General features: G+C 69.5%; 15 protein-coding genes, 1 tRNA gene and 1 pseudogene. 10 read left to right on the forward strand and 7 right to left on the reverse strand.

Translation table 11 applies throughout. From position 1 onward, the window contains the following. Positions 1-495: 495 nt before the first annotated feature. The 6 genes and pseudogenes from QAR72_RS15670 to lpxB form a co-directional block, all read left to right on the forward strand. Positions 496-1,218, forward strand: a pseudogene (locus tag QAR72_RS15670) (DUF4159 domain-containing protein); the annotation flags it as partial. Next, positions 1,215-3,305 (forward strand): hypothetical protein, encoded by a 2,091-nt coding sequence (locus tag QAR72_RS12370; RefSeq protein ID WP_304617685.1) that lies wholly within the window; start codon positions 1,215-1,217, stop codon positions 3,303-3,305. The pseudogene QAR72_RS15670 and the gene QAR72_RS12370, both read left to right, overlap by 4 nt. Positions 3,306-3,393: 88 nt before the next feature. After that, the gene (gene fabZ / locus QAR72_RS12375; protein ID WP_304617686.1) at positions 3,394-3,873 is read left to right on the forward strand and encodes a 3-hydroxyacyl-ACP dehydratase FabZ; all 480 of its coding nucleotides are present in this window, start codon (positions 3,394-3,396) and stop codon (positions 3,871-3,873) included. Then, positions 3,866-4,666: an acyl-ACP--UDP-N-acetylglucosamine O-acyltransferase gene (lpxA, locus tag QAR72_RS12380; RefSeq protein ID WP_304617687.1), complete on the forward strand. Its 801-nt coding sequence runs from the start codon at positions 3,866-3,868 to the stop codon at positions 4,664-4,666. Before fabZ ends, lpxA begins: the two co-directional genes overlap by 8 nt. Continuing rightward, positions 4,663-5,472 (forward strand): LpxI family protein, encoded by an 810-nt coding sequence (locus QAR72_RS12385; RefSeq protein ID WP_304617688.1) that lies wholly within the window; start codon positions 4,663-4,665, stop codon positions 5,470-5,472. The genes lpxA and QAR72_RS12385 overlap by 4 nt, the downstream gene beginning before the upstream one ends. A gap of 63 nt (positions 5,473-5,535) precedes the next feature. Continuing rightward, positions 5,536-6,696, forward strand: coding sequence for a lipid-A-disaccharide synthase (gene lpxB / locus QAR72_RS12390; protein WP_304617689.1), 1,161 nt, complete (start codon positions 5,536-5,538; stop codon positions 6,694-6,696). Here the strand turns inward: lpxB and QAR72_RS12395 are convergent. Both QAR72_RS12395 and QAR72_RS12400 read right to left on the reverse strand, forming a co-directional pair. Then, entirely contained in the window at positions 6,674-7,021 is a 348-nt protein-coding gene (locus QAR72_RS12395; RefSeq protein WP_304617690.1) for a RidA family protein, read from the reverse strand. The genes lpxB and QAR72_RS12395 overlap by 23 nt on opposite strands. Before the next feature lie 2 nt (positions 7,022-7,023). Further along, positions 7,024-7,779, reverse strand: a complete 756-nt coding sequence (locus tag QAR72_RS12400; protein ID WP_304617691.1) for a sulfite exporter TauE/SafE family protein — start codon at positions 7,777-7,779, stop codon at positions 7,024-7,026. Positions 7,780-7,913: 134 nt separating this feature from the next. Between QAR72_RS12400 and QAR72_RS12405 the strand changes: the two genes are divergently transcribed. Continuing rightward, entirely contained in the window at positions 7,914-8,381 is a 468-nt protein-coding gene (locus QAR72_RS12405; protein ID WP_304617692.1) for an MmcB family DNA repair protein, read from the forward strand. On the opposite strand, the gene QAR72_RS12410 is transcribed toward QAR72_RS12405, so the two are convergent. Next, complete coding sequence (locus QAR72_RS12410; protein ID WP_304617693.1) at positions 8,368-8,568, reverse strand: DUF6324 family protein; 201 nt, start codon at positions 8,566-8,568, stop codon at positions 8,368-8,370. The two genes, QAR72_RS12405 and QAR72_RS12410, sit on opposite strands and share 14 nt — an antisense overlap. A 103-nt stretch (positions 8,569-8,671) precedes the next feature. Between QAR72_RS12410 and QAR72_RS12415 the strand changes: the two genes are divergently transcribed. From QAR72_RS12415 to QAR72_RS12425, 3 genes are all read left to right on the forward strand, one after another. After that, positions 8,672-8,748, forward strand: a tRNA-His gene (locus tag QAR72_RS12415). A gap of 130 nt (positions 8,749-8,878) precedes the next feature. After that, the gene (locus QAR72_RS12420) at positions 8,879-9,277 is read left to right on the forward strand and encodes a DUF883 family protein (protein ID WP_304617694.1); all 399 of its coding nucleotides are present in this window, start codon (positions 8,879-8,881) and stop codon (positions 9,275-9,277) included. An 8-nt stretch (positions 9,278-9,285) separates the two neighbouring features. Continuing rightward, entirely contained in the window at positions 9,286-9,939 is a 654-nt protein-coding gene (locus QAR72_RS12425; RefSeq protein ID WP_304617695.1) for a phage holin family protein, read from the forward strand. Between the two features lie 62 nt (positions 9,940-10,001). On the opposite strand, the gene QAR72_RS12430 is transcribed toward QAR72_RS12425, so the two are convergent. From QAR72_RS12430 to QAR72_RS12445, 4 genes are all read right to left on the reverse strand, one after another. Continuing rightward, positions 10,002-10,400: a hypothetical protein gene (locus QAR72_RS12430; RefSeq protein WP_304617696.1), complete on the reverse strand. Its 399-nt coding sequence runs from the start codon at positions 10,398-10,400 to the stop codon at positions 10,002-10,004. A gap of 130 nt (positions 10,401-10,530) precedes the next feature. Continuing rightward, positions 10,531-10,893, reverse strand: a complete 363-nt coding sequence (grxD, locus tag QAR72_RS12435) for a Grx4 family monothiol glutaredoxin (RefSeq protein WP_304617697.1) — start codon at positions 10,891-10,893, stop codon at positions 10,531-10,533. Between the two features lie 62 nt (positions 10,894-10,955). After that, on the reverse strand, positions 10,956-11,198 hold the full coding sequence (locus tag QAR72_RS12440; RefSeq protein ID WP_304617698.1) for a BolA/IbaG family iron-sulfur metabolism protein: 243 nt from the start codon (positions 11,196-11,198) through the stop codon (positions 10,956-10,958). Positions 11,199-11,291: 93 nt separating this feature from the next. After that, on the reverse strand, positions 11,292-11,474 hold the full coding sequence (locus QAR72_RS12445; protein ID WP_304617699.1) for a hypothetical protein: 183 nt from the start codon (positions 11,472-11,474) through the stop codon (positions 11,292-11,294). Between the last annotated feature and the right edge of the window lie 88 nt (positions 11,475-11,562).

Below are 11,562 nucleotides of genomic sequence, written 5' to 3' on the forward strand. Positions count from 1 at the left end.
ATGCTGACCCGCCTTGTCGCCACAGCCCGCAGCGCCCCCGCGACCGAAAGCGATCCGCGCGAGGCCCCTTTCTGGACGCCGCAATCCGTGCTGGACGGCTTTGGCCGTGCCCTGCCGCCCGAGGGCCTGTCGCCGGTCGCCGCCGAGGATCTGGCGCGCGGTCCCGCCCATGACCGCCCCGCCGGGATCTATGCGGCGGGCGAGCGTGTTCAGGCGCTGAATGCGGGCGCGCCGCTGGCCGCCGCCGAATGGCAAGGCGCGCGGATCGAGGATGCGGGCGCGGGGCAGGGGTTTGGCCTGCGCGGGCCGCTGCTGGCGCTGGCGGCGCTGCTGATGGCGCTGGATGCGCTGGCTTCGGCCTTTGCTGCGCGGGGCGGGCGGGTCGCCGCGGCTCTGCTGGCCGGGCTGATCCTGACCGCGCCGCCCCCCACCCAGGCGCAGGAACTGGACCCAGACTTGATGCGCGCCGCCGCCGAGGTCGCGCTGGCCTATGTCGTGACCGGCGATCCCGAGGTGGACCGTGCCTCGGAACGCGGGCTCTGGGGGCTGTCGCTGGCCCTGCGCCAGCGCAGCTCGGTCGAGCCGGGCCGACCCATCGGCGTCGATCTGGAAAGCGATGACCTGTCGCTGCTCACGTTTCTCTACTGGCCGGTGACCGACAGCCAGCCTGCGCCGGGGCCGCGCGCCTATCTGCGACTGAACGCCTTCCTGCGGTCGGGGGGGATGATCCTCTTCGACACGCGCGACGGCGATCTGACGGGGGGGGGCGGGCCGGACATGTCCGGCGCCCTGCGCCGTCTGGCCGCGCCGCTGGACATCCCGCCCCTGTCGCCGGTCCCCGAGGATCATGTCCTGACGCGGACCTTCTACCTACTGGCCGATTTTCCGGGCCGCTGGCAGGGCAATCCCGTCTGGGTCGAGGCCCCGCCCGTCGGCGCCGAGATCGAGGCGGGGATGCCCTTTCGCCAGCTGAATGACGGCGTGACCCCGGTCGTGATCGGCGGCAATTCCTGGGCCGAGGCCTGGGCCATCGACGATAACGGCGCGCCGCTCTACCCGATCGGCCGGGGATGGGAGGGCGAGCGCCAGCGCGAGATGGCCTATCGCTTCGGGATCAACCTGATCATGTACGTGCTGACCGGGAACTACAAATCCGATCAGGTCCATGTCCCCGAGCTTCTGGAACGCCTGCGGACCGAGGAGATCCCGTCCCGATGACCGCGCTGCGTTTCGATCCGGCCCTGCACTGGTGGGCGATTGCCGCGCTGGCCGGGCTGGCGCTGCTGGTGGCAGGCTTCGCGCTGTGGCGGGGTCTGCGCGGCTGGGCGTGGCGGGGCCTTGCCGGTCTGGCCGCGGCGCTGGCGCTGGCCGGTCCCGCGCTGGAAACCGCCACGCGCAATGCGCTGTCCGATATCGTGATCCTGGTCGAGGACCGCTCGGCCAGTCAGGACCTGCCGGGCCGCGCCGCGCAGATGGACGAGGCCGCCGAAAGGCTGGCCCAAGCCGCGCTGGCGCTGCCGGGCACCGAATTGCGCCGCGTGACTCTGGGCGACGATCCCGACGGCACGCTTCTGGGCGCGGAACTGGCCCGCGCCGTCGGGGCCGAACCCGCCGAAAGACTGGCCGGGGTGATCGCCCTGACCGACGGGCGCCTGCATGACGCGCCGATGCTGCCCGAGACCCTGCCCGCGCCGCTGCACGTCCTGCTGACCGGCCAGCCCGAGGATTGGGACCGCCGTCTGGTCATCGAGGAGGCCCCCGCCTTCGGCCTGATCGGCCAGGAGGTCCAGATCCGCCTGCGGATCGAGGATCAGGGTCGCGTCCCGCCCGGCCCGGGCGCCACCGCGACCTTGCGCATCTCGGTCGACGGAGAAGATCCTCTGGTCGTCTCGGTCCCGGTCGGCGTGTCGATGACGCTGCCGGTCACGCTGGGCCATGCCGGCCAGAACGTCGTGCAGATCGTCATGGATGCGCCCGAGGCCAGCCCTGCCGAACTGACCGACCGCAACAATGCGGCCGCCATCAGCATCAACGGCGTGCGCGACCGGCTGCGCGTTCTGCTGGTCTCGGGCGAGCCTCATGCGGGCGAACGCACCTGGCGCAACCTGCTGAAATCGGATGCGGCGGTGGACCTGATCCACTTCACCATCCTGCGCCCGCCCGACAAGTTCGACGGCGTGCCGGTCAGCGAATTGTCGCTGATCGCCTTTCCGACGCGCGAACTGTTCCTGGAGCGGATCGAGGATTTCGACCTGATCATCTTCGACCGCTACCGCGTCCGGGGCATCCTGCCGCCCGATTACTACCGCAACATCGCCCGCTATGTCGAAAACGGCGGCGCGCTGCTGGTGGCGGCCGGCCCCGAGATGGCGGGGGTCGAAAGCCTCAACCGCTCGCCTCTGGGGCCGATCCTGCCCGCGCGCCCGACGGGTCGTGTGATCGACGCGCCCTATCTGCCGACGCTGACCGAGGAAGGGCTGCGCCATCCGGTCACGGCAGGCCTGGGCGATGCCGAGTCCCCCGAATGGGGCCGCTGGCTGCGCCTGTCCGAGGCCTTGCCAGAACCGGGCGCGCAGGTCGTGATGACCGGGGCCGAGGACGCGCCGCTTCTGATCCTGAACCGCGTGGGCGAGGGACGGGTGGCGCTGCTCGCCTCGGATCAGGTCTGGCTCTGGGGGCGCGGCTTCGAGGGGGGCGGCCCGCAGCTGGAATTGCTGCGCCGGATCGCGCATTGGTCGATGAAGGAACCTGAACTGGAGGAAGAGACCCTGCTGGCCGACGTTTCGGGCAGCGATCTGGTCCTCACCCGCCGGTCCATGGCCGAGACCACGCCACCCCTGACCGTGACCCGCCCCGATGGCGGCACCGAGGAGATCGCGCTGACCCCCGACGGGCCGGGCCGCTTCACCGCGCGCTGGACCGCGCCCGAGGCGGGGCTCTACCGGCTGGATGACGGGCAGGTGCGGCGCGTCGTGGCCATCGGCCCGCGCGCGCCCCGCGAATTCGAGGAAACCGTCGCCGCCGCACCGCTGCTGGAGCCGCTGGTCGCGGCCTCGGGCGGATCGGTGCAGCGCCTCTCCGAGGGCGTGCCTGATTTGCGCCAGATCCGCCAGGGCCGCCGCGCCGAGGGCCGTGCCATCACCGGCCCCTGGATCGGCGTCACGCCCCGCGACGCGGCCAGCGTGACCGGGCTTGAACGCCGGCCGCTTCTGCCGGGCTGGGCCTGGCTGGGCCTGATCGCCGGGCTGATCCTGGCGGGCTGGCTGCGCGAGGGCGGGCGGCTCGGGCGGGGGGCTGCCGCATGAGGGGGGCCGCGCTTGCCAAGCCCCGGTCCGATTGGTAACCCCTTGATCAAGGCCCCGTCCGGGGCAGGAAAGCCCCGAAGGAACGCATATGGCTGACGCAACGCGCAACCCCGCCCCCTATACCGAGGCCGATCTTTCGCTGATCAAGCGGATCATCCCCCATCGCTACCCCTTCCTGTTCATCGACAAGGTGCGCGACATCGTGCCTTTCGAAAGCGCGGTGGGCATCAAGATGGTCACCTGCAACGAGCCCCATTTCCAAGGCCACTTCCCCGCCCAGCCGATCATGCCCGGCGTCACCATCGTCGAGGCGATGGCCCAAACCTCGGCCGTGGTGGTCGGGATCAGCCTCGATGTGGTGGACAAGCCCCTGCTGACCTATTTCATGGGAATCGACGCCTGCAAGTTCCGCCGCATGGTGGTGCCGGGCGACATGCTGGAACTGCATGTCTCGGTCAAGCGCGCGGGCGGCAAGATCTGGAAGTTCCGCGGCGAGGCCAAGGTTGACGGCCAGATGGCCGCCGAGGCCGAATTCACCGCCATGATGGACCTCAAGACCGATGGCTGAGACCCGCATCCACCCCATGGCCGTGGTCGAACCCGGGGCCCAGATCGGCAAGGGCGTCCAGATCGGCCCCTTCTGCGTGGTCGGTCCCAAGGTGCGGCTGGGCGACGGGGTGGTGCTGAAATCCCATGTTGTCGTCGCGGGCGAGACCTCGATCGGGCCCGAGACGGTGATCTTTCCCTTCGCCTCGATCGGCGAGGTGCCGCAGGACCTGAAATTCCAGGGCGAAAGCACCCGTCTGGTGATCGGCGCGCGCAACCGCATCCGCGAACATGTGACGATGAATCCCGGCACCGAGGGCGGTGGCGGGCTGACGCAGGTGGGCGATGACGGGCTGTTCATGGCGGGAAGCCATGTCGCCCATGATTGCAGGATCGGGGACCGAGTGATCCTGGTGAACCATGCCTCGGTCGCGGGGCATTGCGTGCTGGGCGATGACGTGATCGTCGGCGGTCTGTCGGGCGTGCATCAATGGGTGCGGATCGGGCAGGGCGCGATGATCGGCGCGGTCACGATGGTCACGTCGGACGTGATCCCGCATGGTCTGGTCCAGGGGCCGCGCGGGCATCTGGACGGGCTGAACCTGGTGGGCCTCAAGCGCCGCGGCGCCTCGCGCGCCGAGATCGCGGAATTGCGCGCGCTTCTGGGCGATCTCGCGCAGGGCTCGTTCCGCGACACGGCGCGGGCGCGGCACGACACCAGCACCGGCCGCGCGCGCGAGGTGCTGGACTTCATCCTCGGCCCCTCGGATCGCAGCTTCCTGACGCCCCGTCCCGCAAGCGGCGAGGCGCGATGACCCGCACCGCCATCATCGCCGGAGAGGGGCGGCTGGCCCCTCTGGTCGCCGCCGCGCTGGACGCGCCCCTGATCCACGCTCTGGAAGGCTTCGCGCCGCCGATCCCCGCCACCCCGTTCCGGCTGGAACGGCTGGTCCCGTTTCTGGATCACCTGCTGGATCAGGGCGTCAGCCGCGTGGTCTTTGCGGGCGCCGTCCGGCGACCGCGTCTGGACCCCGAAGCCTTTGATCCGCGCACCGCGCAACTGGTGCCGCGCATCCTTCAGGCGATGCAGTCGGGCGATGACGCGGCGCTTCGCACCCTTCTCGACATTTTCGAGGAGCACGGGCTAAGCATCACTTCAGTCGCCGAAATCTGCCCCGATCTGGTTCCGGGTCCGGGCATCCTGACCGGCGATCCTTCGGCCCATGACCAGCGCGACGCCGCGCGGGCGGCGCAGATCCTGGCCGCTACGGGCGCGCTGGATCTGGGGCAGGGCGTCGTCGTGGCGCAGGGCCTGTGTCTTGCGCTGGAAACGCTGCCCGGCACGGCGGCGATGCTGGATTTCGCGGCGCTTCATGGCGGGCTCAGGCCCGATCCGGACGGGGCGCGCGGCGTCTTCTACAAGGCGCCGAAGCCCGGACAGGATCGACGCATCGACCTGCCGACGCTTGGGCCCGACAGCGTGACGCAGGCCGCGCGCGCGGGTCTGGCGGGCATCGCATGGGAGGCGGGGGGCGTCATCCTGCTCGACCGCGACGAGGCGGTGCGCCGCGCGCAGGCAGAGGGGCTTTTTCTCTGGTCCTGCCCGCCTCTGGCGGGCTGAAAGGCTGGTCTGGACCGTGTTGTTCGGCTAGGCCTGTGCCAAGACAATGACAGGCGGGCGGGCATGAAGTTTTTCCTGATCGCGGGCGAGGCCTCTGGCGACCAGCTTGGCTCGGCCCTGATGGCCGGGCTGAAGACCCTTGATCCCCAGGCGGAATTCGTCGGCGTGGGCGGCCCGGCCATGCAGGCGCAGGGGCTGGACAGCCTGTTCCCGATGGACGAGCTCAGCGTCATGGGGCTGATGGAGGTCCTGCCGAAATACCGGGCGCTGAAGCGGCGCATCGCCCAGACCGCCGCCGCCGTGACAAAGGCCGCGCCCGATGCGCTGATCGGCATCGACAGCCCCGATTTCTGCCTGCGCGTGGCCCGCGCGGCGCGGCCTGACAATCCCGACCTGCCGATGATCCATTACGTCGCGCCCTCGGTCTGGGCCTGGCGGCCCGGCCGGGCGCAGAAGATGGCGCGCGTCATCGACCACGTGCTGGCCATCCTGCCCTTTGAGCCGCCCTACATGCAGGCGGCCGGCATGACCTGCGATTTCGTGGGTCATCCCGTCGCCACCGAGGATGTGGCCGGCCCCGATCAGGCGACGCTCTTTCGCAACGCGCATGGCATCGCGCCTGATGCACCGTTGGTCCTCTGCCTGCCCGGATCGCGCCGGGGCGAGGTCGCCCGGCTCGGTGCCCGCTTCGACGAGGCGCTGATCCGCCTGCGCGACCGCGTGCCCGAAATCCGCGTGGCGCTGCCCACCGTGCCGGGCGTGGCGGGCATGGTGCGCGAGATGACGCGCCGCTGGCCCACCGCGCCCATCGTCATCGAAGAGGCCGACGAAAAGCGCGCGGCCTTTGCCGCCGCCGATCTGGCGCTCGCGGCCTCGGGGACGGTCAGTCTGGAACTGGCAGCGAACCGGGTGCCGATGGTGATCGGCTACGACATGGCGCCGCTGAGCCGCCTGATCATCGGCTTCCTGCTGCGCACCGATACGGTCACGCTGGTCAATCTGGTCAGCGAGACGCGCAGCGTGCCGGAATTCTTGGGCCGCGCCTGTCAGCCCGACCCGCTGGCGCGCGCGCTGCAGCAGGTGCTCGAGGACCCCGCCACCCGCATGGCGCAGCTCGACGCGATGGAGCTGACCATGGAGCGGCTGGGCCGTGGGGGCGAGGCGCCGGGCCTTCGCGCGGCGCGCTCGGTCCTGACCGCGATCAGAGAACGGCGGTCACGATGATCTCGACCTTGTAATCCGGCGTCGCCAGGGCCGATTCGCCGGTCGCGCGGGCGGGGGTGTGGCCCTGCGGCACCCAGGCGTCCCAGACCGCGTTCATTTCCGCGAAATCGGCCATGTCGGCCATCCAGATCTGGGCCGAGACGATGCGCGTCTTGTCGGTCCCGGCTTCGGCCAGCAGTGCGTCGATCTGGGCCAGCACCGCGCGGGTCTGTTCCGTCACCGAGGTGCCGGGCTCGCCCACCTGACCGGCCAGAAAGACGAAGCCGTTGGCGATGACCGCCTGGCTCATGCGGGGGCCGGTCTGGATGCGTTTGATGTCGCTCATGTTCATGCTCCTTGAATGAGACGCCAGAAGAAGATCGCGGTCATGCCGAAGCCCACAATGGCGATCAGCAGCCGCAGGATATGCCGGGGGATGCGGCGCGCGACGGGGGCGCCCGAATAGCCGCCGATGATCGTGCCGAGCGCCATGATCGCGGCCGGTCCCCAGACGATGCTGCCGCCCACCGCGAAGACGGCGAAGGCGATCAGCGACAGCGCAAAGCTGAGCCAGCTTTTCAGCCCGTTCATCTGGTGCAGGTCGGTCATGCCCCACATGGCAAAGACCGCCAGCATGATGATGCCCAGCCCGCCGTTGAAATAGCCGCCATAGACCGCCATCGGCAGCAATGTGCCCAGCCCGAAGGGCGCCACCGCGCGGCGCCAGCGCGAGGCCGCCCGGCGCACCTGATCCGACCAGGTGAAGACGATCGTGGCCAGCAGCAGCAGGAACGGAACCAGCATGGCAAAGCCCTCGTTCGAACTGACCATCAGCAGGCCCGCGCCCACCGCGCCCCCGGCCATCGTCCAGATCGTGACGCGCAGCAGCGGCGCGCCCTCCATCATGCGGATGTCGCGGCGAAAGCCCCAGGCGGCGGCCAGATAGCCGGGCAGGGCGGCCACCGTCGTCGTGGCATTGGCCGCGACGGGCGGCACGCCGGTAAAGACCAGCGCCGGAAAGGTGATGAACGTGCCGCCGCCCGCCACCGCGTTCAGCATGCCCCCCAGAACGCCCGCAACGAACAGCAGCACGATATCGAACATGGATGCCTTTCGCTGGGCAGATTCGCGGACCGGCAGACGCTAGCCCCCGGCCGAGGCAGGGGCAAGCAGGCCCGGTATGCGCCAGGTCCCATGGGGCGCTTGCCGATGTTCTGCGCCTGTTCTATCCTGAGCGGATGAACGCCCCCTCGGACAATGCCCTTCTTCTGCCTGCCATGCCCGGCCAGCGCCTTGCGCGCGGGGTGGGGCGGCTTCTGCGAAGCCTCGATCATGCGGTGCTGACCGAATTCGTGCCGGCCCGCGGTCTCAGGGTGGACCTGATGAGCCTGGGCCCCCGGTCCGAGATCTGGGTCGTCGAATGCAAGAGCAGCCGCGCCGATTTCACCTCGGACCGCAAATGGCAGGGCTATCTGGACTGGTGCGACCGCTATTTCTGGGCGGTGGACGCGGATTTTCCCGCCGATCTGCTGCCCGAGGGGACCGGCCTGATCCTGGCCGATCCCTTCGGCGCAGAGATCGCGCGCATGGCCCCCGAGACACGGCTGCCCGGGGCCAGACGCAACCGGCTGATGCGCGATTTCGCGCGGGCTGCGGCCTTGCGGCTGCAGGCGGCCGCCGATCCGGGCGTGTTCAGCGACGCCTAGGCTTGGCGCCGCTGCGCGCGACCTCGGCGGCGGCGATCAGTTCCTCGGCGATCTCCATCGCCTCGTCCGGGTCGAAATCCATCGGCAGGTCGACGCCCTCGCCCTGGACATAGATGCGGACCATGCCCTGATCCGTCGGGCCGATCTGCAGATTCGCGGTGATGTCGCTTTCGCTGTTGATGCCCACGGCTGGTTCCTTTCTGCGGTTGGCACTTTCTGTAACGCGGACGCATTTTCGCGGCAAGCAGGGCTTGCAACGCGGCGCGACGGGGGCTAAAGAACCGCCCTGTGCCGCCTTAGCTCAGTTGGTTAGAGCGCTAGATTGTGGATCTAGAGGTCCCCCGTTCGAGCCGGGGAGGCGGTACCATCCCCCCTTTCACCGCGACGTCGCGTTCCCGCGCAGGGCAGCGTTTTTTCTGCGCCTGCACCGGAACATTCTGTCGCAGGCCCGTGTTGGTGCTGCGAAGGTGACAAGACAGCCTGAAAGGATGAACACCATGGCACAGAACATCTCTGCCGACGAAGCCAAGCGCGACGCCAAGGCCGCTGCCCGCGAGGCGCGCGACGATCTGGAACGGGGCGCCCGCAAGGTGGGCGATCAGGTCCGCGAGACCGCCCGCGACCTGGCCGACAATTCCGGCGCCGAGCGCTTGGTGGAGCGCGGCTCGGAACTGGCCGACGAGGTGATGGAAGCCGGCCGCGAATATGCCGACAAGGCCCGCCACGAGGCCGAGCGTCTTTACGAGGCCGGTCAGCGCCACGCCCATGACGCTGCCGCCTATGCAGAAGAGCGTTATGACGAAGTGACCGAGATGGTCCGCCGCAATCCCGCGCAGGCCCTGGGCATCGCGGCCGGGATCGGCTTTCTGGTCGGCCTGCTCGTCTCGCGTCGCTGAGGCGCGCGATGTTCGACTTCGCGCAAAGGATGCAGCTTGCGGTCAAGGACCGGCTGCGCGGAACCGGGCTGAAGGCCGGGGCCGGTCTGCTGGGCGCGGTCGCGCTGGGCTTTCTCTTGGCCGCGCTCTGGTCGTTCCTGGCCCATGAGCTGGGCTGGGGCTCGGCGCTTGCCTCTCTGGCGGTGGCCGTGCTGCTGCTGGTTCTGGCGGGCGTGCTGGTCGCGCTGTCCAAGCCGCGCGAGCCCATGCCCACCGGCGAGGATCTCAAGCGCGAAGTCGAGGCCCGCCTGTCGCTGGCCGCCGACATTGCGGCGGACCGCGCCCGGGCCGAGGCCGCCCGCGTCATGGACATGGCCGGCAACAAGGCCCATGCGGTCATGGACGAGGCCAGCTATCGCGCCTCGAAACTGGCCAATGACGCGGAACGGCGCGTCTTTGGCACGGTGCGCGACACGATGCAGGCCGTCGGCCTGACGCCCGAGCGCCGCCGCGACGCCAAGCGCACGGTCCGCAACGCATCGGCCAGCGCGAAGCGTGCTGCGAACACCGATGCGGGCAGCATGGCCAAGCTGATCGGAGCCTTCGCGGTGGGTGTGGCGATCGCCTCGAACCTCGCAGAGCGGCGCAAGCCGCGCGACATCGACCCCGACGATCTGCCCTGACCCTTCGGGGCGATCGCGGACCGGTAGAGGGCGGCGCGGGGACGTGCCGCCCTTTTTGCCGCTCAGGCACGGCGCATCAGGGGTGGCGTCGTGTCCACCCGCAGCGCCTGCACCAGCAGCGTCACATCGTCCGAGGAAAACGGCGCCGGCAGGCTGAACCAGCCGCGTTCGCGCACTGCCTCGACCGGATCGGCGCCAAGGCGCAGCACCAGCCGCCATCCACGGGCCGCCGCCATCGCGCCCAGCCCGCAGGCCTCGATCTCGGCGATGGACAGCTTGGTGATGATGACGGGGCGGGTCGCACGGTCGTCCAGGTGCCGCAGGATCATCATGCAGCCATCCATGTCGGGCGTTCTCAGGCACAGGCATCCGGGGCAGGCATCGTGAAGCCCGCAGCGCAGATCGCTGGCGATGAAGCTGTCCCGTTCGATGATGATGAAGCAGGGGACGAATTGTTGCATGATGACCCATCCTTCCACCGGAAGGCGAGTGGGGCAACATGATCTTTGTCAGTCGGGGAATCGGGGTCCGTGGATGCCGTGCGGCAGGCCCTGTCTTGGGTCCGCGCACGGCGGGGTCTTGGCCTGTATATCAGGCATTCGCCTCGCGGATCTTGTCGGCGGCGGCCTTGTCATAGGCCACGGCATTCTGGTCGAACATCTGGTCCAGCTCGCCCGACAGGGTCATCTCGGTGACGATGTCGCAGCCGCCCACGAACTCTCCCTTGACGTAGAGCTGCGGAATGGTCGGCCAGTCCGAAAAGTCCTTGATCCCCTGACGGATATCGGCGTCGGCCAGCACGTTCACATCCTGGTAGCTGACGCCCATGTAGTTCAGCACGCCCGCCACACGGCTGGAGAAGCCGCATTGGGGCATCTCCTTGGTGCCCTTCATGAACAGCACCACGTCATGGCTGTCGATCAGGTCACGGATACGGGTCGTCACATCGCTCATGGCGGCAGTCCTTGTCTGGGGCCGCGTCGGGCGCGGGCCGGTCATCTGAATAGGCGGCGCCCCTAGTCGGGGACCTTGGTCGTCAGCGCAAGGGCATGCAGATCGCCCGCCGGGCCGTCCATCTTGCCCTGAAGGGCCGCATAGACCGCGCGCTGTTGCTGCACCCGGTTCAGGCCGCGGAAGCTTTCGTCGATCACCTCGGCCGCATAGTGGTTGCCATCGCCCGCAAGGTCCGTGATCGTGATCCGGGCCTGCGGAAACGAGGCGCGGATCAGGGCCTCGATCTCATGCGCTTCCATCGCCATAGTGCTGTCCTCGCTGTCCTTGCCTTCCAGATTTAGGCCAAGCGCGTGGCCCCCGCAAGGGCGGGGACCAGCAAGCAGCAGGCGCATCCGGGCTCAGTTCGCGGTGGCAGCGCCCACCGTGCCGCCGACGACTGCGCCGGCGGGACCGGCCAGCACCGCGCCGCCCACGCCTCCGGTCGCGGCGCGTTGGGTCGGGTTGTCGCCGCAGGCGGCAAGGGCCAGCAGCGCGGCACTGCAGAGGCCGGCCGCAAGAAGGCGCGAGGGACGGGACGTCATGGCAGGATTCCTTTCGTCTGGGGCGCCCTTGGGCGCGGTCACATGAACCAGACGTCTCGGCGGGGGCGGGGGTTCCCGCCGCCGGGGG

The organism is Paracoccus sp. (in: a-proteobacteria), assembly GCF_030604785.1.
Taxonomy (GTDB): domain Bacteria; phylum Pseudomonadota; class Alphaproteobacteria; order Rhodobacterales; family Rhodobacteraceae; genus Paracoccus.

Excerpts from the sequence above, each read along its gene's own strand:
- QAR72_RS12370 (WP_304617685.1), top strand. The coding sequence starts at position 1,215 with ATGACCGCGCTGCGTTTCGATCCGGCCCTGCACTGGTGGGCGATTGCC.
- fabZ (WP_304617686.1), top strand. The coding sequence starts at position 3,394 with ATGGCTGACGCAACGCGCAACCCCGCCCCCTATACCGAGGCCGATCTT.
- lpxA (WP_304617687.1), top strand. The coding sequence starts at position 3,866 with ATGGCTGAGACCCGCATCCACCCCATGGCCGTGGTCGAACCCGGGGCC.
- QAR72_RS12385 (WP_304617688.1), top strand. The coding sequence starts at position 4,663 with ATGACCCGCACCGCCATCATCGCCGGAGAGGGGCGGCTGGCCCCTCTG.
- lpxB (WP_304617689.1), top strand. The coding sequence starts at position 5,536 with ATGAAGTTTTTCCTGATCGCGGGCGAGGCCTCTGGCGACCAGCTTGGC.
- QAR72_RS12395 (WP_304617690.1), bottom strand. The coding sequence starts at position 7,021 with ATGAGCGACATCAAACGCATCCAGACCGGCCCCCGCATGAGCCAGGCG.
- QAR72_RS12400 (WP_304617691.1), bottom strand. The coding sequence starts at position 7,779 with ATGTTCGATATCGTGCTGCTGTTCGTTGCGGGCGTTCTGGGGGGCATG.
- QAR72_RS12405 (WP_304617692.1), top strand. The coding sequence starts at position 7,914 with ATGAACGCCCCCTCGGACAATGCCCTTCTTCTGCCTGCCATGCCCGGC.
- QAR72_RS12420 (WP_304617694.1), top strand. The coding sequence starts at position 8,879 with ATGGCACAGAACATCTCTGCCGACGAAGCCAAGCGCGACGCCAAGGCC.
- QAR72_RS12425 (WP_304617695.1), top strand. The coding sequence starts at position 9,286 with ATGTTCGACTTCGCGCAAAGGATGCAGCTTGCGGTCAAGGACCGGCTG.
- QAR72_RS12430 (WP_304617696.1), bottom strand. The coding sequence starts at position 10,400 with ATGCAACAATTCGTCCCCTGCTTCATCATCATCGAACGGGACAGCTTC.
- grxD (WP_304617697.1), bottom strand. The coding sequence starts at position 10,893 with ATGAGCGATGTGACGACCCGTATCCGTGACCTGATCGACAGCCATGAC.
- QAR72_RS12440 (WP_304617698.1), bottom strand. The coding sequence starts at position 11,198 with ATGGCGATGGAAGCGCATGAGATCGAGGCCCTGATCCGCGCCTCGTTT.
- QAR72_RS12445 (WP_304617699.1), bottom strand. The coding sequence starts at position 11,474 with ATGACGTCCCGTCCCTCGCGCCTTCTTGCGGCCGGCCTCTGCAGTGCC.